Source organism: Streptomyces cyaneofuscatus, assembly GCF_033109485.1.
GTDB classification, from domain to species: Bacteria; Actinomycetota; Actinomycetes; order Streptomycetales; family Streptomycetaceae; genus Streptomyces; species Streptomyces cyaneofuscatus.
Window position 1 is genome coordinate 2,288,278 of record NZ_CP137002.1, and the last position, 20,924, is coordinate 2,309,201.

Consider the following 20,924-nt stretch of genomic DNA (forward strand, 5'->3'; position numbering starts at 1 on the left):
CCCATGATTGCGTACCGCCCGCCCGGTTCGCGCTAGGAGGTTCCTACGAAGCGTGTTCTGTGCGGGACAGACCGTAGCCAGCGGCGAAATGGACTCCTACGGTGGGGCCGTGCACCCCACCCCGCCCTTCAACGCCCCCGCCGCGCGCCGCCTCCGCGAGGCACTGGGGATGGCTCCCGGACATGTCGCCTACGGCCTCGCCGCCCAGTACGGGCTCCGGATACCCGCCGACACCGTCGTCGCCTGGGAACGCGGTCTCGCGACCCCCGGTGAACGTGAACTGACCGCCCTGGCCGGTGTCCTGTGGTGCGCGCCGGGCGAGCTGCTGGCCGCCGCCGCCACCCTGCGCGAGCACCGGATGAGCCGGGAGCTCTCGGTCGACGACCTGGCGCGGCAGCTCGGGATGACCGGGGCCTCGTACCTGCGGATGGAGGAGACGGGGCGCTGGAAGGGCAACGAGCGGCAGTCCACCGCGCTGTGCCGGGCGCTCGGTCTGTCACCGGCCCAGTTCCTCACGGCGACGGGCCGCGACGAGGAGCTGGCCGAGCTGCTGACGAGCGCGGTCACCACGCGCTGGCAGGCGTACGTCCGGCCGGTGGCGAAGATCGTCCCGCTGGACCGGGGGCAGATCCAGGACGTCCTGGAGCAGCTGCACGCGGACTACCAGGCCCTGATGGTCTCCACCCTGAGCTGGAGCAGCACGGGCCAGGAACGGTCCGCGACGACGGGCGACGCGGGACGGGCGTTCCTGGCCCGGGTGGTGGACCAGTTCTGGCGGACGGCGGGGGTGTGAAACCCGTACGCCTCAGGCCTCAGAGGTCTAGAACACCGACTCCGCCTCGTACATCCGGTCCAGCGGGACCGTCTTCAGCTGCGTGACCGCGTCCGCGAGCGGGACCATGGCGATCTCGGTGCCGCGCAGGGCGGTCATCCGGCCGAAGTCGCCGCGGTGGACGGCCTCCACGGCGTGCCAGCCGAAGCGGGTGGCGAGGACCCGGTCGTACGCGGTGGGCGTGCCGCCGCGCTGGACGTGGCCGAGAATGACCGGCCGGGCCTCCTTGCCGAGCCGGGTCTCCAGCTCGACGGCGAGGCGGTTGCCGATGCCCTGGAAGCGCTCGTGGCCGAACTGGTCGATGGCGCCCTTGGCGTACGGCATGGAGCCCTCGGCCGGGTGCGCGCCCTCGGCGACGCAGATGACGGCGAACTTCTTGCCGCGGGCGAACCGCTCCTCGACCATCTTGACCAGGTCGTCGACCTCGAAGGGGCGCTCGGGCAGGCAGATGCCGTGGGCGCCGCCGGCCATCCCGGACTCCAGCGCGATCCAGCCCGCGTGGCGGCCCATGACCTCGACGACCATCACCCGCTGGTGGGACTCGGCGGTCGTCTTCAGACGGTCTATGGCCTCGGTCGCGACGCCCACGGCCGTGTCGAAACCGAAGGTCCGGTCGGTGGCGGAGATGTCGTTGTCGATGGTCTTCGGGACGCCGACGACCGGCATGCCCGCGTCGGAGAGCATCCGGGCCGCCGTCAGCGTGCCCTCGCCGCCGATCGGGATGAGCGCGTCCAGGCCGTAACGGCGGGCCAGCTCCTCGCAGTTCTCGGCGGCCTCGCGGAGCCGGTCGCGCTCCAGGCGGGCCGAGCCGAGGATGGTCCCGCCGCGGGCGAGGATGCCGCTGACCGCGTTGAGGTCGAGGGGGCGGACGTGGCCGTCCAGCAGCCCCTTGAAGCCGTCCTCGAAGCCGATGACCTCGTCGCCGTGGCCCACGACGGCCCGGTGGACGACCGACCGGATCACTGCGTTCAGGCCGGGGCAGTCGCCGCCCGCGGTGAGAATTCCGATGCGCATCGAGGTGTGTCTCCTGCTCGTTAGTCGCGCTGTTCCAGGAGGCCGACCGAGGCGGCCCCCCTGCCCTGAACCAGCTCGATTGTCCCACGCCCGGCACGGACCCCGCGCTTTCGGCCGGGCGGGGCGGAGATGTCGGGAGCGGGTAGGAGGGAATCCGGAGGCGGAAACTCCGGCGGGCGGCATAGCGGCCCGCGCAGGTATCGTCAAGAGGCAATGCAGGCCAATGGCCGCACCCCTCGGAGCGCCGGGGACAGCGCGGGGAGACCCCCCACGTCCTGGACGGACCGCGGGGAGCGGCACCGCACAACGACGGGAGAGCACGCGTGGCGCGCAGCGTGTACGTGACCGGGATCGACCGGGGGGACGGCCGGCAGGTCGTCGAGCTGGGAGTCATGGAGCTACTGACGCGTCAGGTGGACCGGGTCGGGGTCTTCCGCCCGCTGGTCCACGACGGGCCCGACCGGCTCTACGAGCTGCTGCGGGCCCGCTACCGGCTCTCCCAGAGCCCCGCCTCCGTCTACGGCCTGGACTACCACGAGGCCTCCACCGTGCAGGCGGAGAAGGGGACCGACGAGCTGGTCTCCCGGCTGGTCGACCGCTTCCACCAGGTGGCCCGCGAGTACGAGGTGGTCCTCGTCCTCGGCAGCGACTTCGCCGCCACCCAGCTCCCCGACGAGCTGGCGCTCAACGCGCGGCTGGCCAACGAGTTCGGCGCCTCGGTGATCGCGGTCGTCGGCGGCAAGGGGCAGACCGCGGAGTCCGTCCGCGCCGAGACCCGTAACGCCTACCGCGCCTACGCCGGCCTCGGCTGCGACGTCCTCGCGATGGTGGTGAACCGGGTCGCGCCCGAGGACCGGGCGGTGATAGCGGAGCGGCTGGCGGCCCGGCTGCCGGTGCCCGTCTCCGTCCTGCCCGACGACCCGGCGCTCTCCGCCCCGACGGTCGCCCAGATCACCGCCGCCCTGGACGGCACGGTGCTGCTCGGCGACGACGCGGGGCTCGCCCGGGACGCGCTGGACTTCGTCTTCGGCGGGGCGATGCTGCCCAACCTGCTGAACGCGCTGACGCCCGGCTGCATGGTGGTCACGCCCGGGGACCGGTCCGACCTGGTGGTGGGTTCGCTGGCCGCGCACAGCGCCGGGACCCCGCCCATCGCGGGCATCCTGCTGACCCTGAACGAGCGCCCCGGCGAGGAGATACTCACCCTGGCCGCCCGGCTCGCACCGGGGACCCCGGTCGTCTCGGTGGCCGGCGGCTCCTTCCCTACGGCGGCCGAACTCTTCACCCTGGAAGGGAAGTTGAACGCGGCGACGCCCCGTAAGGCGGAGACCGCGCTCGGCCTCTTCGAGCGGCACGTGGACACCGGCGCCCTGCTGGAGCGGATCTCGGTGGCCCGCAGCGGCCGGGTCACGCCGATGATGTTCGAGCACGAACTGCTGGAGCAGGCCCGCTCCGACCGCAAGCGCGTGGTGCTGCCCGAGGGCGCCGAGGAGCGGGTGCTGCGCGCGACGGATGTGCTGCTGCGCCGCGACGTCTGCGACCTCACCCTCCTCGGCGATGTGGACGCGATCCGCAAGAAGGCGGCCGACCTCGGCATCGACCTCGCCGAGACCCAGATCATCGACCCGCACACCTCCGAGCTGCGCCAGGCGTTCGCCGAGCGGTACGCGCAGCTGCGCGCGCACCGCGGGGTGACGGTGGAGCTGGCGTACGACGTGGTGGCCGACGTGAACTACTTCGGCACGCTGATGGTGCAGGAGGGGCTGGCCGACGGCATGGTCTCCGGCTCGGTGCACTCCACCGCGGCGACCATCCGCCCGGCCTTCGAGATCATCAAGACCAAGCCGGACGCCTCGATCGTCTCGTCCGTCTTCTTCATGTGCCTGGCCGACAAGGTCCTCGTCTACGGCGACTGCGCGGTCAACCCGGACCCGAACGCCGAGCAGCTCGCGGACATCGCGGTGCAGTCGGCGGTGACGGCGGCCCGCTTCGGCGTCGAGCCCCGGATCGCGATGCTCTCGTACTCCACCGGCACCTCCGGCTCCGGCGCGGACGTCGACAAGGTGCGCGAGGCGACCGAACGCGTACGGGCCGAGCGGCCCGAGCTGCGGGTGGAGGGGCCGATCCAGTACGACGCGGCGGTCGAGCCGACCGTGGCGGCGACCAAGCTCCCGGACTCCGAGGTGGCCGGGCAGGCCACCGTCCTGATCTTCCCGGACCTGAACACCGGCAACAACACCTACAAGGCCGTGCAGCGCTCGGCGGGCGCGGTGGCGGTCGGCCCGGTGCTCCAGGGTCTGCGCAAGCCGGTCAACGACCTCTCCCGGGGCGCGCTGGTGCAGGACATCGTCAACACGGTGGCGATCACGGCGATCCAGGCGCAGGGCGAGGAGCGCCCCGCATGACGACTTCCCCCATCCCCCAGCACGAAGGTACGGCCCCTGTGGAACCGCATCGCGTCCTCGTCCTCAACTCCGGCTCCTCGTCGGTGAAGTACCAGCTCCTCGACATGCGCGACCGCTCACGGCTCGCCTCCGGCCTGGTCGAGCGGATCGGCGAGGAGACCTCGCGCCTGGTGCACACCCCGCTGGCCGGCGGCGGCGCCGAGCCCCGGGAGCGTACGGGCCCGATCGCCGACCACGACGCGGCGCTGAAGGCGGCGGCCGAGGAGCTGGCGGCGGACGGGCTCGGCCTGGACTCCCCCGAACTCGCGGCCATCGGGCACCGGGTGGTGCACGGCGGGCTGAAGTTCTCCGCGCCGACCGTGATCACCGACGAGGTGCTGAAGGAGATCGAGCGCCTCGTCCCGGTCGCCCCGCTGCACAACCCGGCCAACATCACCGGCATCCGTACGGCGCAGGCGCTGCGCCCGGACCTGCCGCAGGTCGCGGTCTTCGACACGGCGTTCCACACGACGATGCCGGAGTCGGCGGCCCGGTACGCGATCGACGTGGAGACCGCCGACGCGCACCGCATCCGCCGCTACGGCTTCCACGGCACGTCCCACGCGTATGTGTCGAGGAAGACGGCCGAGCTGCTGGGCAAGGCACCGGAGGACGTCAACGTCATCGTGCTGCACCTGGGCAACGGGGCCTCCGCCTCGGCGGTCGCGGGCGGGCGGTGCGTGGAGACGTCCATGGGGCTGACCCCCTTGGAGGGGCTCGTGATGGGTACGCGCTCCGGGGACATCGATCCGGCGGTCGTCTTCCACCTGAAGCGGGTGGCGGGCATGTCGACGGACGAGGTCGATGTGCTGCTCAACAAGAAGAGCGGGCTGGTCGGGCTCTGCGGTGACAACGACATGCGGGAGATCCGCCGCCGGATCGAGGAGGGCGACGAGCAGGCCGCGCTCGCCTTCGACATCTACATCCACCGGCTGAAGAAGTACATCGGCGCGTACGCGGCGGTGCTCGGCCGGGTGGACGCGGTGGCGTTCACGGCGGGGGTCGGGGAGAACTCGGCCCCGGTGCGGGAGGCTGCCATCGCGGGTCTGGAGGAGTTCGGTCTCGCGGTGGACGCCGACCTCAACGCCGTACGGTCCGGTGAGCCGCGGCTGATCTCTCCGGAGTACGCACGGGTCGCGGTCGCCGTGGTGCCGACGGACGAGGAGCTGGAGATCGCCGGCCAGACGTTCGCGCTCGTCGCCCCGGACGCCGTGCGGGTCGACAACTGAGCACCCCCGCGCCCCTTTGTATCTTCCACCAGACGGAATATTCCGCAGCGAAACAAACCGATAGGATCCGCCTCATGCGCCGTTCCAAAATCGTCTGCACCCTCGGTCCCGCCGTCGACTCCCATGAGCAGCTCGTCGCTCTGATCGAGGCCGGCATGAGCGTGGCCCGTTTCAACTTCAGTCACGGCTCCCACGAGGAACACCAGGGCCGGTACGACCGCGTCCGCAAGGCGGCCGCCGAGACCGGCCGCGCGGTGGGCGTCCTCGCCGACCTCCAGGGCCCGAAGATCCGCCTGGCGAAGTTCGCCGAGGGTCCGGTCGAGCTCGTCCGCGGGGACGAGTTCACCATCACCTCCGAGGACGTCCCGGGCGACAAGTCGATCTGCGGCACGACCTACAAGGGTCTGCCCGGCGACGTCGCCAAGGGTGACCCGATCCTGATCAACGACGGCAACGTCGAGCTGAAGGTCGTCGCGGTCGAGGGCCCCCAGGTCAAGACCATCGTCATCGAGGGCGGTGTCATCTCCGACCACAAGGGCATCAACCTGCCCGGCGCGGCGGTGAACGTGCCCGCCCTCTCCGAGAAGGACGTCGAGGACCTGCGCTTCGCCCTGCGGATGGGCTGCGACCTGGTCGCCCTCTCCTTCGTCCGGGACGCGAACGACGTCAAGGACGTCCACAAGGTGATGGACGAGGAGGGCCGCCGGGTCCCCGTCATCGCCAAGGTGGAGAAGCCGCAGGCGGTCGAGCACATGGAGGGCGTCGTCATGGCGTTCGACGGTGTGATGGTGGCCCGCGGTGACCTGGCGGTGGAGTACCCGCTGGAGAAGGTCCCGATGGTGCAGAAGCGCCTCATCGAGCTGTGCCGCCGCAACGCCAAGCCGGTGATCGTGGCGACGCAGATGATGGAGTCGATGATCACCAACTCGCGGCCGACCCGCGCCGAGGCGTCCGACGTCGCCAACGCGATCCTGGACGGCGCGGACGCGGTCATGCTGTCGGCCGAGTCGTCGGTGGGCGCGTACCCGATCGAGACGGTCAAGACGATGTCGAAGATCGTCTGCGCCGCCGAGGAGGAGCTGCTCTCCAAGGGCCTCCAGCCGCTGGTCCCGGGCAAGAAGCCCCGTACGCAGGGCGGCTCGGTGGCCCGCGCGGCCTGCGAGATCGCGGACTTCCTGGACGGCAAGGCCCTGGTCGCCTTCACCCAGTCCGGCGACACCGCCCGCCGCCTCTCCCGCTACCGCACGGCCCAGCCGATCCTGGCCTTCACCACGGACGAGGGCACCCGCAACCAGCTGGCCCTGAGCTGGGGCGTCGAGTCGCACGTGGTCCCGCACGCGGACAACACCGACGCGATGGTCGACCTGGTCGACGCGGAGCTGCTCAAGCTCAACCGCTACAACAACGGCGACACGATGATCATCACGGCCGGCTCTCCCCCCGGCATCCCCGGCACCACGAACATGGTCCGGGTCCACCACCTGGGCGGCGAGCAGGGCTAGTCCTGCGGCCTCGGCCGACCCGAGGGGCGGTGTTCCGGAGCAATCCGGTGCACCGCCCCTCGGCGTTCGCGGGCGGTGTTCGCGCTGCTACCCAGGCATGCCATGCCGTAGCACCCTGTGGCACACCATGGCATGCGTGGGTAGCATGGTCGGCATGAGCGCCCAGCCCGAGATCACCCAACGGGACCTCCGCAACAGGTCGAAAGAGATCATGGACGCCGTGCAGAACGGCAAAGCCTTCACCGTGACACGCGACGGTCACCGCATCGGTGAACTGATCCCCCTGCGGCGGCGCAGGCGCTTCGTGCCCCGCGAGGAGTTCTCGGCGTTGTCCCGGTCGGCCCCGGACATCTCGCTCGACGCCTTCCGTGAGGATCAGGACATCACCGCCGAGCAGGGGCAGGACGACCGGTATGCCGACTGAGCCTGCACCCGACGCGTCCGCCGTCCACCAGCGGGGCCTGCTCGACACGAACATCATGATCCTGCGGAAGTGGATCTCACCGGCCGAACTGCCCGCCGAGGTGGGCATCACGACCATCACGCTCGCCGAGCTGTCCGCCGGGCCGCACGAGGTCCGCAGGAACGACGAGCAGAGCGACTACGACGAGCATGCGGAGCGGGGCAGGAGGCTCGACGTCCTTCAGCGCGCCGAGAGCGAATTCGACCCCATCCCGTTCGACGTGGAGGCCGCCCGGGTCTACGGCAGGGTGTGCGCGGCCGTCATCTCGGTGGGCCGGAAGCCGAGAAGGCGCGTGGCGGACCTGATGATCGCCTCGATCGCCATCGCCGAGGGGCTCCCCCTGTTCACGACCAACCCCGACGACTTCAAGGGATTGGACAAACTGCTCACCGTGGTACCGGTGTCGCGGCCCGCTGTTCTCCACGACAGATGACCGTGGGCTGTACCCCTCGCGAGGGGTACAGCCCACACGGCTCTGTGCGGCTCCCGGACGGGATCAGGTGGTGGCGGCTAGTTGCGGCCGCCGTCCAGGTAGTTCTTCAGGCCCGGGACCGTGAGCGTGCCGCCGAACTGGCCGGCCTGGGTCACCTTGACCTTGGTGAAGAAGGCGAAGGGCACGTTCAGGGGCGGCGGCGTCTGCGGGTTGAAGGTGATGGGGATGAGGCCGAAGAGGTTGCCCTTCAGCTCCTCCGTGTACATCGTCACCGTGCCGTTGCGGATCGTCGACGTGGAGCCCGGACGCGACTTCACGTGGCCTGTCGTGCCCGCCGGTCCGACGGTGAGCTGATGCAGGTCCTTGATGTCGATGGAGCTCGCGGTGAACTTGAGCACCTTCTTGATGGAGCCGTCCGCCCTCTTCACCTCGACGATGCCCTTGTAGTCCAGGCCGTTGAGCGTGAGCAGCGAGGACTCCAGGACCCACGGGTCGGCCGGGAGCAGTGGGATGCCGGGCTCCAGGGACGCCGCGGCGAGTGCCTCCGGGTCGGGTTCGGGGCAGGGGAAGCGCGGCTTGGCGCCGTCGGGGATGTCCTCGTCCTTCTTGGGGTCGAGTCCCTTGACGTCGTCGTCCAGCTCCTTGACGTCCTTGCCCGCCTTCTCGGCGGCCTCGCGGATGGCGTCGGCCGTCTTTCCGGCTTCTTCCTTCGCCTGGTCGGAGGCGTCCTTGGCGGGGTCGTTCGCCGGGCCCTTCGCCTCGTCCTTGGCTGCGTCCTTCTCCGGAGCTTTCGGCTTGTCGGCCAGCTTCGGGGAGTCGGCCGTGGGGCTCGGGGACGGGCTCGCCGTCTCCTCGGGCTTCTCCTCGGCCTTGTCCTTGCCCTTGTCCGGGTCGAAGAGGTCCTTGAGGGCGTCGCCCAGGCCCAGCGGGTCGAGCGGGTTCTTCGACTTGGTGGGCGTCGGGGTGGGGCTCGGCTCGTCGGCGGGCTTCTCAGCAGGCTTCTCGCCGGCCGCGTCGGGCTTCTCGCCGGCCGCCGGGTCCTCCGTGGCCGTGCCGCTCTCCGTGGGCTTCGGGGTGGCGCCGCCGCCCCGGCCCGGCTGCTCGCCCTTGTCCGGCTCGTCCGTGGGCGTCGCCGACGGGGTCGGGGTCGCCTTCGGGGACTCGGACTCGGACGGGGACTCGGACGGGTCGGGCTCGTCGGACCGGGTGACGCAGGGGCCCGGAGCGAAGGGGATGTCGGGGTTGCCGTCGGCCATGGCGAGCTTGGGCGTGAGGCCCATGCCGACGAAGACGGCGGTCGGCATCGCGGCGAGCGCGAGGGCCTTCTTGCCGTTCGGCAGGTGCAACTTGGTCAGCAGCGACTTCTTGGGGGCCGCGTGGCGGCCCCCTTTGCGTACCGGGAGAAGCTCGTCCGCGTACGCATTCGGCTGCTGTTGGTCGTCACCCCGCACGGTGGGTCCCCCCGTCGTAGCCGGAGGCCGCGTCGTGGTCACCCGCCGGCTGCTGCGGGACGGCGGAGCCGTGCAGGGCACCCTCGGGGGCGTACGCGCTCTCCGGCCGCTGTTTGTCGAGCGACAGGCGGGACGCCTCCGGGGCATGCTCGTCCGCCTGCGGCTCGCCCGGCGCCCAGGAGATGGACAGGGCTCCGCCGATGAGCGCGAGGAGGAATCCGACGACGAAGCCGCCGATGTTGGCGACCGGTATGGAGATCAGCGCGAGCAGAATGGCCGCGACCCCGGCGAACACCCGGACGATGGAGTGGAACCACATCGTCAGGCCGAGCGTGACCAGCAGGACCCCGATGATGAGGGATCCGGCGCCCGCCGTGGTGGACATGGCCAGCGTCACGTTGCCGAGATGCATGTTGGCGTAGGGGAAGTAGGCGATGGGGATGCCACCGGCCATGGTGAACAGACCGGCCCAGAACGGCCGGTTACCCCGCCAGGCGCGGAAGCGTCGCCGATAGACGCGGATGTGGTGCTCGTTCTGCCCTGTGGACTCGGGGCTCATGGAAAACAGCTCCCTGGAACCGGTATCGCTGTGAGAGGAGAAGGGTGGGCGGCCGGAAGCCGCTGAGGTGCGGGCTCCGGCCACCCGGCCGGGGTGCTTAGTAGCACTCCTTTTCGGTACCCGAGTACAGGCGCAGCTTCAGACCGCTGAGGTTGAAGGTGCCCGCCGTCGTGGCCCACGCCTTCTGCCTGACCCCCTTCAGCTTGGCCTTCTCAGCCCGCTGTGCGAAGCCGTTGGGGTTGGCCTCGGTGTTGGGCTGGATGCCCGTCTTGGTCTCCTTGCCCCCCGGGAACTTCGTCAGCGAACCGGCGGCGACACCGATATCGATGTTTTTGAACTCGGCGTCGGCGTCCAGCTCCGAGACATCGAGGTAGAGGTCCTTGGCGTAGACACGCTCGTGACCGGCGCCGCCGGCCTCCAGCCTCAGGGTGACGCTGCCGAGGTCGAACGGCAGCTTCGGCGTGACCACCGACTGGCACATGTTCGTGATGTAGGCCTCACTGAAGCCCGACACCGCGACAGGCGCGTTCATCGGCTTGCCGTCGAGCGTCTTGCCCGAGGCCACGCTGCCGTACTGGACGAAGTCCCAGCCCTCGAGCTCGGTGGCCTTGACCTTGAACTCCTGGCCGGACACGGCGAAGGACGCGGCCAGCGCGCCCTGCGCCAGGCCGATGCCCACCGCGGCCGTCGCGGCGACGCTCGGCACCATGACCAGAGCGAACCGCTTCCATCTCGTCCCACCGCGAACCTGGGAACTCATAACTTGCTCCTTCTTCTCGGACGTACATCTCCGGGCGGGCGTGAAACCCGTCCTGGGATGGGAGAAGTGCTACGTCCTCGGGAAGGAGAGCGCCCGCAGACGGAGGCATGTACCGCATCCGCCGCACCAGCGTTCACCCCCGAGCGACAACCACTGGCTGCACGGTGTGTACAGCCGGTCGGACAGGCCCCGTCTGTCGGCGGGAACCCCCCTGTCCACGGCCGGCTTAGCTGCCGCCGGCCCACTCGGTGGGGACCCAACAGGCCCCTCGGCACCGGCTGGAGACCGGGCCGAAGGTATGGGACCGAGCGTGGCCGATCGTGGTCCATTCGGCGCCGCCGCACAAGGGGGGTCGTTACTTGCCAGTAACGACCTGATAACCGTGGCGCGACGGGACGACATCATCCGGCCACACAGGGTGGCACGAAAAGGACATCAAAAGGGAGGGAAACTTGACGGAAACAGGACAGAGGGACCACACCAACTTACTGCCAGTAACACTTGGTTCCATTGTCAAGTTTTGGTAAAGCAGCGGTGACTCTTAGCGTTCGGACGGCAAAACGGCCGCGATACCCGAGGGGCATCACGACCGTCTTGTCACATCGGAACAACCGGCTCGCGAACGGGGCGATCAGCCCGCGATCGGCCGACCGTCACACTCGGCGATCAGAACAGCACGCGCGCCAGCGCGGTGCGGGCGGCCATGACCCGGGGGTCGTCCGGGCCGATCACCTCGAAGAGCTCCAGCAGCCGCAGCCGGGCGGTGTTCCGGTCGTCTCCGGTGTTGCGGCGGACCGCCTCGACGAGCCGGCCGAAGGCGTCCTCGACATGGCCGCCGACCAGATCCAGGTCGGCGGCGGCGAGCTGGGCGGTCACATCGTCCGGGTTGTCCGCCGCGTCCTTGCGGACCACGTTCGGGTCCATCGTCTGGACGCGGGCCAGCAGCTCCGCCTGGGCCAGGCCGAGCTTGGCCTCCGGGTTGGCCGGGTCGTCGGCGAGCACGTTCTTGTACGCCTGTACGGCGCCGCCGAAGTCGTTGGCGTCGAGAGCGGAGGCGGCGGCCTCCAGCAGGTGGTCGTACGGGCCGGCCGGTACCTCGGCCGGGGCGGCGTCCGGCGACGCGTTCGGGTCGACGGCGATCCCGGTGAGGCCGAACCGCTCCTCGCCGACCTGGATCAGCTGGTCCAGCGTCTCGCGGATCTGGGCCTCGGGGGCCGCGCCCTGGAAGAGCGGGAGGGCCTGCCCGGCGACGACGGCGAAGACCGCCGGGATGCCCTGGATGCCGAACTGCTGCATCAGCATCTGGTTGGCGTCGACATCGACCTTGGCCAGCAGGAAGCGGCCGTTGTACTCGACGGCCAGGCGCTCCAGCAGGGGGCCCAGCTGCTTGCACGGCTCGCACCACTCGGCCCAGAAGTCGATGACGACCGGGACCTCGGCGGAGCGCTGGAGGACATCGCGCTCGAAGCCTGCTTCATCGACATCGATCACCAGGGCGGCGGGCGCCACGGCACCGGCGCCCCCTGTACGGGCGGCCTGCGCGCGGGCCTGCTCCGCCTTGGCCTTGGCCTCGCCGGCCGCCTTGACAGCGGCGAGGTCGACGACGCCGCTCATGGACATGTTCCTAGGCTGCATACGTACATCCTCCCCCCTGAGCACGCCGTTCCGGAAAGCGATACGGGAACCGGGCCGGTCCGCGGCACCGGCCGGTGTGCCGGGCGGGCGGACGAAGGCGGTTCCCAGGGCCCTGAAGAACCCGGGCGGGGCTCCGAAAAGACCCCGGTGGAACAGAGACGGGCCCCGATGAGACCCGGTGGACCTTCCGGATCCCCATCCGGCCGTGTCCGTGCGGCCCCGGGTCCCCACCCGGCGCCTGGGGCCTCCGTGGAGGCCCTGGTGGCTGTCGCTCGTTCGTTCCGTGGCGTACGGGGCGGGCCTGCCGCCTTCCTTACGCTACGACCCGTAGCGTAACTGCCGATCAGCCCGCCGGAACAGGCCCTCCCGGTGATCTGTCTCACGGAACCCGGGGCGGAGCGGACGTGCCTACCGGCCGGTATGGTCGCCGCATCATGAGCCGCACCGACCCCCAAAACGCCCGAACAGGACGTCCTCGCTCCACCGCCGCCGATGCCGCGATCCTGGAGGCGACGCGCGCCTCCCTGGTCGACCTCGGCTGGTCGAAGCTGACCATGGGCGATGTGGCGGCCCGGGCCGGCGTCGCCAAGACGACCCTCTACCGGCGTTGGGCGGGGAAGAACGAGCTGGTGGTGGACGCGGTGGCCGTCCTCTTCGACGAGCTGGAGCTCCCCGACCGGGGCAGCCTGGCCGCCGATGTGCAGGGCGTGGTGCTCCAGTTCGCCGCCCTGCTGGAGCGGCCGGAGACCCGGACGGCGCTGATGGCGGTGGTCGCCGAGTCCACCCGGGACGACTCGCTGCGGGTGCGGATCCGGGACTCGATCGTGGACCGGCAGAAGCGGCTGGTGCTGGAAGGCCGGCAGCGTGCGCAGCGGCGGGGCGAACTGCCCCTCGAGCCGGACTCGGTGGTGGCGGACCGCACCGCCGACCTGATCTTCGACGTGATCGCGGGTGCGGTGGTGCACCGGATGCTGGTGAGCGCCGAGCCCGTCGACACGGACTGGGCCCGGCAGTTCACCCTGCTGCTGCTGTCAGGGCTGGGGGCGGGAGCGATGGAACGGCGTCCCGGGAGCTGATGCCCCCGGGACGCCGTCCCCTGTTCACGTCGGTCTCACGCGGTGCGCGGCACCGGTCACCACCGCGTCAGATGCTCCACGTCGGACACGTGGAAGCGCCCGTAGCCGAACGTCTCGCCGAGAGCCTCGTACTGGGCGTACTGGGCATCCGAGATCGGCACCCGGCACGCGCCCAACACCCTCCGAGGCGACCGTCCACACAGTGGTGATGACCTCGGTGGACAGGGAGGACTGTTCGAGGCGGACCGCGTCAGCCAGGATCGCCCAGGCCGCCTCTCCCGCCGGCTCGCCCAAGTGCCCCAGGGCGGCGTCCGCGATGGTCTCGTCGACGGTCCGCTCATGGGACCACGGCCCGAAAAAGAACTTGGTCAGCCGGCTGAGACCGAAGTCCCACTCGGTCCGGCGCGGTGCCATGGTTCCCTCTTTCAGTTCGGGGGGGCCGGTCGTCAGACCTGGTAGCGGCCCGGTGCGAAGAGGTGGAGGTGGTCCGCCACCCAGGCCGACGTGCGCTCCAGCCCCTCCTCCAGGGTGACTTCGGGTTCCCATTCTGCCCACTCACGGGCCCGGGTGTTGTCCGAGAGCAGCCGGTGCACCTCGCTGCCGGAGGGCCGCAGCCGCGCCGGGTCCACGACGATCTCGGCGTCCCGGCCGGAGGCGGCGATGAGGGCCTTGGCGAGATCCCCGATCGAAATCTCCTGACCGGTACCGAGGTTGACGCTCTCCCCCAGCGCCCGGTCGCAGTCGGCCAGCGCCAGGAATCCGGCGGCGGTGTCGGTGACGTACGTGAAGTCGCGGGTCGGGGTCAGCGAGCCGAGCCGGATCTCCCGTGATCCGGAGTGCAGTTGGGCCAGGATCGTGGGGATGACGGCACGGGCGGACTGGCGGGGCCCGTAGGTGTTGAAGGGCCGCACCACCGTGACCGGCAGCTCGAAGGCGTGCCAGTGCGACAGCGCCATCATGTCCGCGCCGATCTTGGAGGCGGAGTACGGCGACTGCGGCTGGAGCGGGTGGTCCTCGCTGATCGGGGCGGTCAGGGCGCTCCCGTACACCTCGCTGGTGGAGGTGTGCAGGAGACGGCGTACGGAGTGGCGGCGGCAGGCCTCGGCGATGTTCTCGGTGCCGACGACGTTCGTACGGACGTACGCGCCCGGCGCGTCGTAGCTGTACGGGATGCCGATCAGCGCGGCGAGGTGGAAGACCGTGTCGCAGCCCGCCACCGCGTCCATCACCCGGCCCGCGTCGCCGACGTCCCCGGCGATGAACTCGACCGGGCTGTGCGGGTCCTGGAGGTGGCGGGCGAGGTGGCCCTTGTCGGCGTACGGCTTGTAGTGGACGAACGCCCTTACTCGGGCGCCTCGTTGGACGAGGAGGTCCACGAGGGTGGAGCCGATGAAGCCCTCGGCTCCGGTGACCAGGACGGTCCGGCCGGTCCAGTCGGCGGTGGTGCTGTTCATGAGGTGAACTCCCTTGTGGTGGTGGGTTGTCCGGCGAGGCGGATGACCGTCCCCGCCAGCAGGTCGGCGGCGCGGGCGTGGTTTCCCGGGTCGGCCGCGCGCCCCATCACGGCGAGCCGCGCCGGGTCCGCGAGCAGCGGGTCGATCAGTTCGGCGAGCCGGTCGGCGGTGGTCTCGGCGTCGGGGACGAGATGGGCGGCACCGGCCTCGGAGAGGACCCGGGCGTTGTGGGTCTGGTGGTCGCCGGGCGCGTGCGGGTACGGCACGAGGACGGCGGGCACCCCGGTCGTCGCCAGCTCCGCGATCGTGGCCGAGCCCGCCCGGCAGACCACCAGGTCGGCCACCGCGTAGGCGAGGTCCATCCGGTCGAGGTAGGGCACCGCCTGCGCGACGGGGCCGGAAGCGGCGTCGGCCGGCTGCTGACGGGCCTCCCCCGGCGCGACGGCCCCCGCACCCGCGTCGACGAGCTTCCGCCGGGTCTCCGCCAGCGCAGCCGGGCCCGTCTTGATGAGCAGGTGGACGTCGCTCCGGTCCCGCCACCGGGCGGCGAGCCCCACCGCGGCCGCCGTCAGCCGGGCCGCGCCGAGGCTCCCGCCGTTGAAGAGGACCACCCGCGCGCCCTCGGGTATCCCGAACGCGCGCCGGGCCTCCGCGCGCAGCGCGGGCCGGTCCAGGGCGGCCAGCGACGCGGCGATCGGCATGCCGACGGTCAGGGCCCGCTCACCGCCCGACAGATGGGCGCGGCTGCCGTCGAAGGCGACGGTGAGGTGTTCGGTGAGGCGGGCGGCGAACTGGTTGGCCCGGCCCGGGATTGCGTTGGACTCATGGATCACGCTGGGCAGCCCGGCCATCTTCGCGCCGACGATCGCCGGGGCGCTCGGGTAGCCGCCCATCCCGACGACCACCTGCGCTTGCTGCCTGCGCAGGACCGAGCGGGCCTGGGCGCCGGAGCGCAGCAGCGCGGCCGGAAGCAGGAAACGCTTCGCACCGAGCGCGGGGTCGAAGGGGATCATGTCGACGGTGTGGAGGCGATAGCCGGCGGCCGGGATCAGGTTCGTCTCCAGACCCCGTTCGGTGCCGATGAAGGAGATGACCGCGTCCGGGTCGGCGCGGCGCAGGGCCTCGGCGAGGGCGAGACCGGGGTAGATGTGGCCGCCGGTGCCGCCCGCACCGATCACGACGGAGAGTGGTGTGCGCATGGCCGCCACTCTCGGGAGGCGGCCTAAGAAGGTTCTAAGAGTCCGGTTTGGCAGGCTTCGGGCTATGAACAGGATTCTGGTGGCCGAGGACGAGCCGGAAGTGCGGGCCGCCGTCGAGGACGGGCTGCGGATCGAGGGCTACGAGGTCCGGGGCGTCGGTGACGGGCTGGCCGCGCTGTCGGCGGTGGCCGCCTGGGAGCCGGACGCGGTGGTGCTGGACGTGATGATGCCGGTGCTCGACGGGCTCGCGGTCTGCCGGAGGCTGCGGGCGGTGGAGGACCGGACGCCGGTGCTGGTGCTGACCGCGCTGTCGTCGGTGGCCGAGCGGGTGGACGGTCTGGAGGCGGGGGCCGACGACTATCTGGTGAAGCCGTTCGCGCTGGACGAACTGGTGGCACGCGTACGGGCGTTGCTCCGGCGGGCCGCGCCGCCCGCCCCGGACGGGGATCTGGCCTTCGCGGACCTGACGCTGGATCCGGTGACGCGGACCGGGCGGCGGGCGGGGCGGCCCATGGAGTTCAGCCGCACGGAGGCCGCCCTGTTGGAGCTGCTCCTGCGCCACCCGGGCCAGGTGCTCCCGCGCGAGGTGATCCTGGAGCGGGTCTGGGGCCAGGACTTCGGGCCCGACTCCAACTCGCTGGCGGTGTACGTGGGTTACCTGCGGCGCAAGCTGGAGGCGGGCGGTGAGCCACGGCTCGTCCACACCGTGCACGGGCTCGGCTACCGGCTGGACGTGGCGTGAGCGGGGTGCGGCGGCTGGGCGCCCGGTGGCGAAGGAGGCGGCCCCTCCGTACGCGCCTCGCGCTGGCTGCCTCGGCGGCCGTGGCGCTCGTGGCGGTCGGGGTGTGCGCGGCGGCGTTCTTCGTCATCCGGTACGAGCTGCTGCACCAGCTGGACCTGTCCCTGACCCAGTCCGCGACCCGGGTGGTCCAGGAGAACCGGGGTGAGGGCCCGCAGATCATCGCCGGTGAGTGCCGCTTCCTCTCCGCGCCCGCCTGCGCCCAGGTCGTCCCCGCCGGCCCGGCGGCGGACCCGGAGGCCGCCTATCTGCTGCCCGTCTCCGCCCCCGTACGGGAGGTGGCGGCGGGGACGAGGGCCCCGTACTTCAGCAACGTCACCCGGTTCGGGCACTCCCTGCGGATGCTGACCACCCCGTTCGGGGACGGGCGGGCGCTCCAGGTGGCGCTGCGCGCGGACCCGGTGGAGCGAGGGGTGCGGCAGGCGGCGGTGCTGCTGGCGGCGGTCGGCGGGGCGGGGGTGCTGCTGGCGGGGGTGCTCGGGTACGCGGTCTCGCGCACGGGTCTCGCCCCGGTGGCCCGGCTGACCTCGACCGCCGAGCGGATCGCGGCGACCCGGGACGCGCGCCACCGTATCGAGCTGCCGCCGGGGCCGCCGGGGCCGCCGGGGAGGCAGGACGAGGTGACCCGGCTGGCGGCCAGCTTCAACACGATGCTCGGGGAGCTGGAGCAGTCGGTGAGCGCCCAGCGGCGGCTGGTCGCGGACGCCTCGCACGAGCTGCGGACCCCGCTGACGGCTCTGCGCACCAACGCGGAGCTGCTGGCCCGCGCGGACCGGCTGACGCCCGCGCAGCGCGAGCGGGCCTCGGGGGCGCTGGGGCGGCAGATCCGGGAGGTGACCGGGCTGGTGAACGACCTGATCGAGCTGGCCCGGGACGAGGAGCCGCTGCCGCTGGTGGAGGAGGTGCGGATCGCGGAGCTGGCGGAGCACACGGTGGCCATGGCCCGTACGCACTGGCCGCGCGTCCGGTTCGAGCTGGAGGTCGGCCCCGGTGCGGCGGAGGCGGTCCGGCCGGGGGTGCCGGCGCGGCTGGCCCGGCTGCTGACCAACCTGCTGGACAACGCGGCCAAGTTCAGCCCGCCGGACGCGCCGGTGGAGGTGGGGCTGACGGCGTGCGGGGGCGGGCTTGAGCTGTCGGTACGGGACCACGGGCCGGGGATCGCGCCCGAGGATCTCCCGTACGTCTTCGACCGCTTCTACCGCGCCGAGGCAGCCCGCGCTCTCCCCGGCTCGGGGCTGGGGCTCGCGATGGCCCGGCAGATCGCCCGAGCGCACGGGGCGGAGCTGACGGCGAGCGCGGCGCCGGGCGGCGGGGCGCTGTTCACGGTGGTGTTCGGCGGGGAGGGCCCGTAGGAGCCAAGGGGCTCTCAAGGGCCCTCCCTCCGTGGAGCATCAGAAGCCCGGCGGCTCCGTGTACGTGCCCCACTCCTCGCGCAGCGCCTCGCAGATCTCGCCGAGCGTGGCCTCGGCCCGTACCGCGTCGAGCATCGGCGCGATCATGTTCGAGCCGTCGCGGGCGGCGGCCAGCATCGCGTCCAGCGCGGCGCTCACCTTCGCGTCGTCCCGGGCGGCCTTGCGGGCGGTGAGCTGGCTGACCTGGTCGCGCTCCACCTCGTGGCTGACCCGGAGGATCTCCAGGTCGCCGGTGACGGAACCGTGGTGGACGTTGACGCCGACGACCCGCTTGTCGCCCTTCTCCAGGGCCCGCTGGTACTGGAAGGCGGACTCGGCGATCTCGCCGGTGAACCAGCCGTCCTCGATGCCGCGCAGGATGCCGGAGGTCATCGGTCCGATGGGGTGCTGCCCGTCGGGGTGGGCCCGGGTGCCGCGCTCCTTGATCTGGTCGAAGATCTTCTCGGCCTCGGCCTCGATCCGGTCGGTGAGCTGCTCCACGTACCAGGAGCCGCCCAGCGGGTCGGCCACATTGGCGACGCCGGTCTCCTCCATCAGCACCTGCTGGGTGCGCAGCGCGATCTCGGCGGCCTGCTCGGAGGGGAGGGCGAGGGTCTCGTCCAGGGCGTTGGTGTGGAGCGAGTTGGTGCCGCCGAGCACGGCGGAGAGGGCTTCGACGGCCGTGCGGACGACGTTGTTGTAGGGCTGCTGTGCGGTGAGGGAGACCCCGGCGGTCTGGGTGTGGAAGCGGAGCCACTGCGCCTTGTCGGTCTTGGCGCCGTACGTCTCCTTCATCCAGCGGGCCCAGATGCGGCGGGCGGCGCGGAACTTGGCGATCTCCTCGAAGAAGTCGAGGTGGGCGTCGAAGAAGAAGGAGAGCCCGGAGGCGAAGGTGTCGACGTCCAGGCCGCGGGAGAGGCCGAGCTCCACATAGCCGAAGCCGTCCGCGAGGGTGTACGCCAGCTCCTGCGCGGCCGTCGCCCCGGCCTCGCGGATGTGGTAGCCGGAGACGGAGAGCGGCTTGTAGGCGGGGATGGAGGAGGCGCAGTGCTCCATCAGGTCACCGATGAGGCGCAGGTGGGGTTCGGGCTGGAAGAGCCACTCCTTCTGCGCGATGTACTCCTTGAAGATGTCGGTCTGGAGCGTGCCGTTGAGCACCCCCGGGTCGACGCCCTGGCGCTCGGCGGCGACCAGGTACATGCAGAAGACGGGGACGGCGGGGCCGCTGATCGTCATGGACGTGGTGACGTCACCGAGGGGGATGTCCTTGAACAGGATCTCCATGTCGGCGGCGGAGTCGATGGCGACCCCGCAGTGGCCGACCTCGCCGAGCGAGCGCGGTTCGTCGGAGTCGCGGCCCATCAGGGTCGGCATGTCGAAGGCGACGCTGAGGCCGCCGCCGCCCGCCGCGAGGATCATCTTGTACCGCTCGTTGGTCTGCTCGGCGTTGCCGAAGCCGGCGAACTGGCGGATGGTCCACGTACGTCCCCGGTAGCCGGTCGGGTGCAGGCCCCGGGTGAAGGGGTACTCCCCCGGCCAGCCGATCCGCTCGAACCCCTCGTACGTGTCGCCCGGGCGCGGCCCGTAGACCGGCTCCACCGGGTCCCCGGAGAGCGTGGTGAAGTCCGCGTCACGCTTGCGGGCCTTGTCGTAACGGGCCTGCCAGCGGAGGCGGCCTTCCTCGATCGCGTCAGCGTCCATGCTTCGAATTTACTAGGACGTCCTAGTAAATGTCGATGGCAAACCGCCCGGCGCTTTGCGCGGGGCGGTGGGGTGCCGTGCCGGTCAGGCCTGCGCGGGCTCCGCGGCGGGCTTGGTGACCAGCGCCTGGGCCTCGCGGCTGACCTTCGGCTCGACGAAGAAGGAGGCGAAGGGGATGCAGCCGGCCGCCAGCACCCACAGGAGCTTGCCGAACGGCCACTTCGCCTTGGAGCCGAGATCGAAGGCGAAGATGACGTAGACGATGAACAGCACACCGTGGATCTGGGAGATCACCATGGTGTCGCCGGTGTCGAAGGCGTACTTCGCGATGATCGCCACCGTGAAGACGAGCAGCCAGATGGCGGTGACGTAAGCCATCACCCGGTAGCGGGTGAGCACGTTCTGTTTCATGGACACGAGCGTAACGGGGACACCGGGGCGATCTTCGCGCACCCCCCGGGCCGCCCTCACCCCTCGTCGAAGTCCTGCGCCGCCACCCGCAGCGGCCGGAGCATCGCGAAGATCTCCCCGCACTCCTCCGCGTCGTACACCCCGAGCCCGAAGTCCATCGCGACCAGGTCCTCGGTGGCCGACTCGACGACCTCGCGCCCCTTGTCGGTGATGGAGGCGAGCGTGCCGCGCCCGTCGTTGGGGTTGGGGCGCTTGCTGACCAGGCCGGACTTCACCAGCCGGTCCACCGTGTTGGTGACCGAGGTGGGGTGCACCATCAGCCGCTCGCCGATCTTGGACATCGGCAGCTCGCCCGCCTTGGAGAAGGTGAGCAGCACCAAAGCCTCGTACCGTGCAAAGGTCAGACCGTACGGCTTGACGACCGCGTCCACCTCCGCGAGCAGGATCTGCTGCGCCCGCATGATCGAGGTGATCGCCCCCATGGAGGGCACGGGCCCCCAGCGCTGATGCCAGAGTTCCTCGGCACGGGCGATGGGATCGAAAGGAAGGCTGAGCGGCTTCGGCACGGCAC

General features: G+C 71.2%; 19 protein-coding genes. 9 read left to right on the forward strand and 10 right to left on the reverse strand.

Annotated elements, in window-relative coordinates; translation table 11 throughout:
* Positions 1–88 precede the first annotated feature (88 nt).
* Positions 89–793, forward strand: a complete 705-nt coding sequence (locus R2B67_RS09455; RefSeq protein WP_317817299.1) for a helix-turn-helix domain-containing protein — start codon at positions 89–91, stop codon at positions 791–793.
* A gap of 27 nt (positions 794–820) precedes the next feature.
* On the opposite strand, the gene R2B67_RS09460 is transcribed toward R2B67_RS09455, so the two are convergent.
* Entirely contained in the window at positions 821–1,846 is a 1,026-nt protein-coding gene (locus tag R2B67_RS09460) for an ATP-dependent 6-phosphofructokinase (RefSeq protein WP_018509855.1), read from the reverse strand.
* A gap of 323 nt (positions 1,847–2,169) precedes the next feature.
* Here R2B67_RS09460 and pta point away from each other — a divergent pair, with 323 nt between their 5' ends.
* The 5 genes from pta to R2B67_RS09485 all read left to right on the forward strand — a co-directional run bounded on the left by pta (position 2,170) and on the right by R2B67_RS09485 (position 7,917).
* A complete protein-coding gene (pta, locus tag R2B67_RS09465; protein ID WP_317817300.1) occupies positions 2,170–4,251 on the forward strand; it encodes a phosphate acetyltransferase in 2,082 nt (693 codons plus the stop codon).
* Complete coding sequence (locus R2B67_RS09470; RefSeq protein ID WP_317817301.1) at positions 4,248–5,519, forward strand: acetate kinase; 1,272 nt, start codon at positions 4,248–4,250, stop codon at positions 5,517–5,519. Before pta ends, R2B67_RS09470 begins: the two co-directional genes overlap by 4 nt.
* Positions 5,520–5,593: 74 nt before the next feature.
* On the forward strand, positions 5,594–7,021 hold the full coding sequence (pyk, locus tag R2B67_RS09475; RefSeq protein ID WP_317817302.1) for a pyruvate kinase: 1,428 nt from the start codon (positions 5,594–5,596) through the stop codon (positions 7,019–7,021).
* 154 nt (positions 7,022–7,175) lie between these two features.
* Positions 7,176–7,445, forward strand: coding sequence for a type II toxin-antitoxin system Phd/YefM family antitoxin (locus R2B67_RS09480; protein ID WP_202547486.1), 270 nt, complete (start codon positions 7,176–7,178; stop codon positions 7,443–7,445).
* On the forward strand, positions 7,435–7,917 hold the full coding sequence (locus R2B67_RS09485; protein WP_317817303.1) for a type II toxin-antitoxin system VapC family toxin: 483 nt from the start codon (positions 7,435–7,437) through the stop codon (positions 7,915–7,917). The genes R2B67_RS09480 and R2B67_RS09485 overlap by 11 nt, the downstream gene beginning before the upstream one ends.
* A gap of 77 nt (positions 7,918–7,994) precedes the next feature.
* On the opposite strand, the gene R2B67_RS09490 is transcribed toward R2B67_RS09485, so the two are convergent.
* From R2B67_RS09490 to R2B67_RS09505, 4 genes are all read right to left on the reverse strand, one after another.
* Positions 7,995–9,368 carry a hypothetical protein gene (locus R2B67_RS09490; RefSeq protein WP_317817304.1) on the reverse strand — a complete coding sequence of 458 codons (1,374 nt, stop codon included), beginning with the start codon at positions 9,366–9,368 and terminating at the stop codon, positions 7,995–7,997.
* The gene (locus R2B67_RS09495) at positions 9,358–9,927 is read right to left on the reverse strand and encodes a DUF6114 domain-containing protein (RefSeq protein ID WP_317817305.1); all 570 of its coding nucleotides are present in this window, start codon (positions 9,925–9,927) and stop codon (positions 9,358–9,360) included. Before R2B67_RS09495 ends, R2B67_RS09490 begins: the two co-directional genes overlap by 11 nt.
* Positions 9,928–10,024: 97 nt before the next feature.
* On the reverse strand, positions 10,025–10,636 hold the full coding sequence (locus tag R2B67_RS09500; RefSeq protein ID WP_317817306.1) for a DUF6230 family protein: 612 nt from the start codon (positions 10,634–10,636) through the stop codon (positions 10,025–10,027).
* A gap of 717 nt (positions 10,637–11,353) precedes the next feature.
* Positions 11,354–12,322, reverse strand: a complete 969-nt coding sequence (locus tag R2B67_RS09505; RefSeq protein WP_317817307.1) for a tetratricopeptide repeat protein — start codon at positions 12,320–12,322, stop codon at positions 11,354–11,356.
* 434 nt (positions 12,323–12,756) lie between these two features.
* Between R2B67_RS09505 and R2B67_RS09510 the strand changes: the two genes are divergently transcribed.
* Positions 12,757–13,398: a TetR/AcrR family transcriptional regulator gene (locus R2B67_RS09510; RefSeq protein WP_317817308.1), complete on the forward strand. Its 642-nt coding sequence runs from the start codon at positions 12,757–12,759 to the stop codon at positions 13,396–13,398.
* 446 nt (positions 13,399–13,844) lie between these two features.
* Here the strand turns inward: R2B67_RS09510 and R2B67_RS09515 are convergent, their stop codons facing one another.
* Positions 13,845–14,852: a GDP-mannose 4,6-dehydratase gene (locus tag R2B67_RS09515; protein ID WP_317817309.1), complete on the reverse strand. Its 1,008-nt coding sequence runs from the start codon at positions 14,850–14,852 to the stop codon at positions 13,845–13,847.
* Positions 14,849–16,051, reverse strand: a complete 1,203-nt coding sequence (locus tag R2B67_RS09520; RefSeq protein ID WP_317817310.1) for a UDP-N-acetylglucosamine--N-acetylmuramyl-(pentapeptide) pyrophosphoryl-undecaprenol N-acetylglucosamine transferase — start codon at positions 16,049–16,051, stop codon at positions 14,849–14,851. Before R2B67_RS09520 ends, R2B67_RS09515 begins: the two co-directional genes overlap by 4 nt.
* Before the next feature lie 64 nt (positions 16,052–16,115).
* Between R2B67_RS09520 and R2B67_RS09525 the strand changes: the two genes are divergently transcribed.
* Positions 16,116–16,793: a response regulator transcription factor gene (locus R2B67_RS09525; RefSeq protein ID WP_203611630.1), complete on the forward strand. Its 678-nt coding sequence runs from the start codon at positions 16,116–16,118 to the stop codon at positions 16,791–16,793.
* Positions 16,790–18,202: a sensor histidine kinase gene (locus R2B67_RS09530; RefSeq protein WP_317817311.1), complete on the forward strand. Its 1,413-nt coding sequence runs from the start codon at positions 16,790–16,792 to the stop codon at positions 18,200–18,202. Before R2B67_RS09525 ends, R2B67_RS09530 begins: the two co-directional genes overlap by 4 nt.
* 39 nt (positions 18,203–18,241) lie before the next feature.
* Here the strand turns inward: R2B67_RS09530 and R2B67_RS09535 are convergent, their stop codons facing one another.
* The 3 genes from R2B67_RS09535 to R2B67_RS09545 form a co-directional block, all read right to left on the reverse strand.
* A complete protein-coding gene (locus R2B67_RS09535) occupies positions 18,242–19,942 on the reverse strand; it encodes a coenzyme B12-dependent isobutyryl-CoA mutase large subunit (RefSeq protein WP_317817312.1) in 1,701 nt (566 codons plus the stop codon).
* Positions 19,943–20,026: 84 nt separating this feature from the next.
* Positions 20,027–20,353 carry a DUF3817 domain-containing protein gene (locus tag R2B67_RS09540; protein ID WP_026241066.1) on the reverse strand — a complete coding sequence of 109 codons (327 nt, stop codon included), beginning with the start codon at positions 20,351–20,353 and terminating at the stop codon, positions 20,027–20,029.
* Between the two features lie 56 nt (positions 20,354–20,409).
* Positions 20,410–20,919 (reverse strand): MarR family winged helix-turn-helix transcriptional regulator, encoded by a 510-nt coding sequence (locus tag R2B67_RS09545; protein WP_161268193.1) that lies wholly within the window; start codon positions 20,917–20,919, stop codon positions 20,410–20,412.
* Between the last annotated feature and the right edge of the window lie 5 nt (positions 20,920–20,924).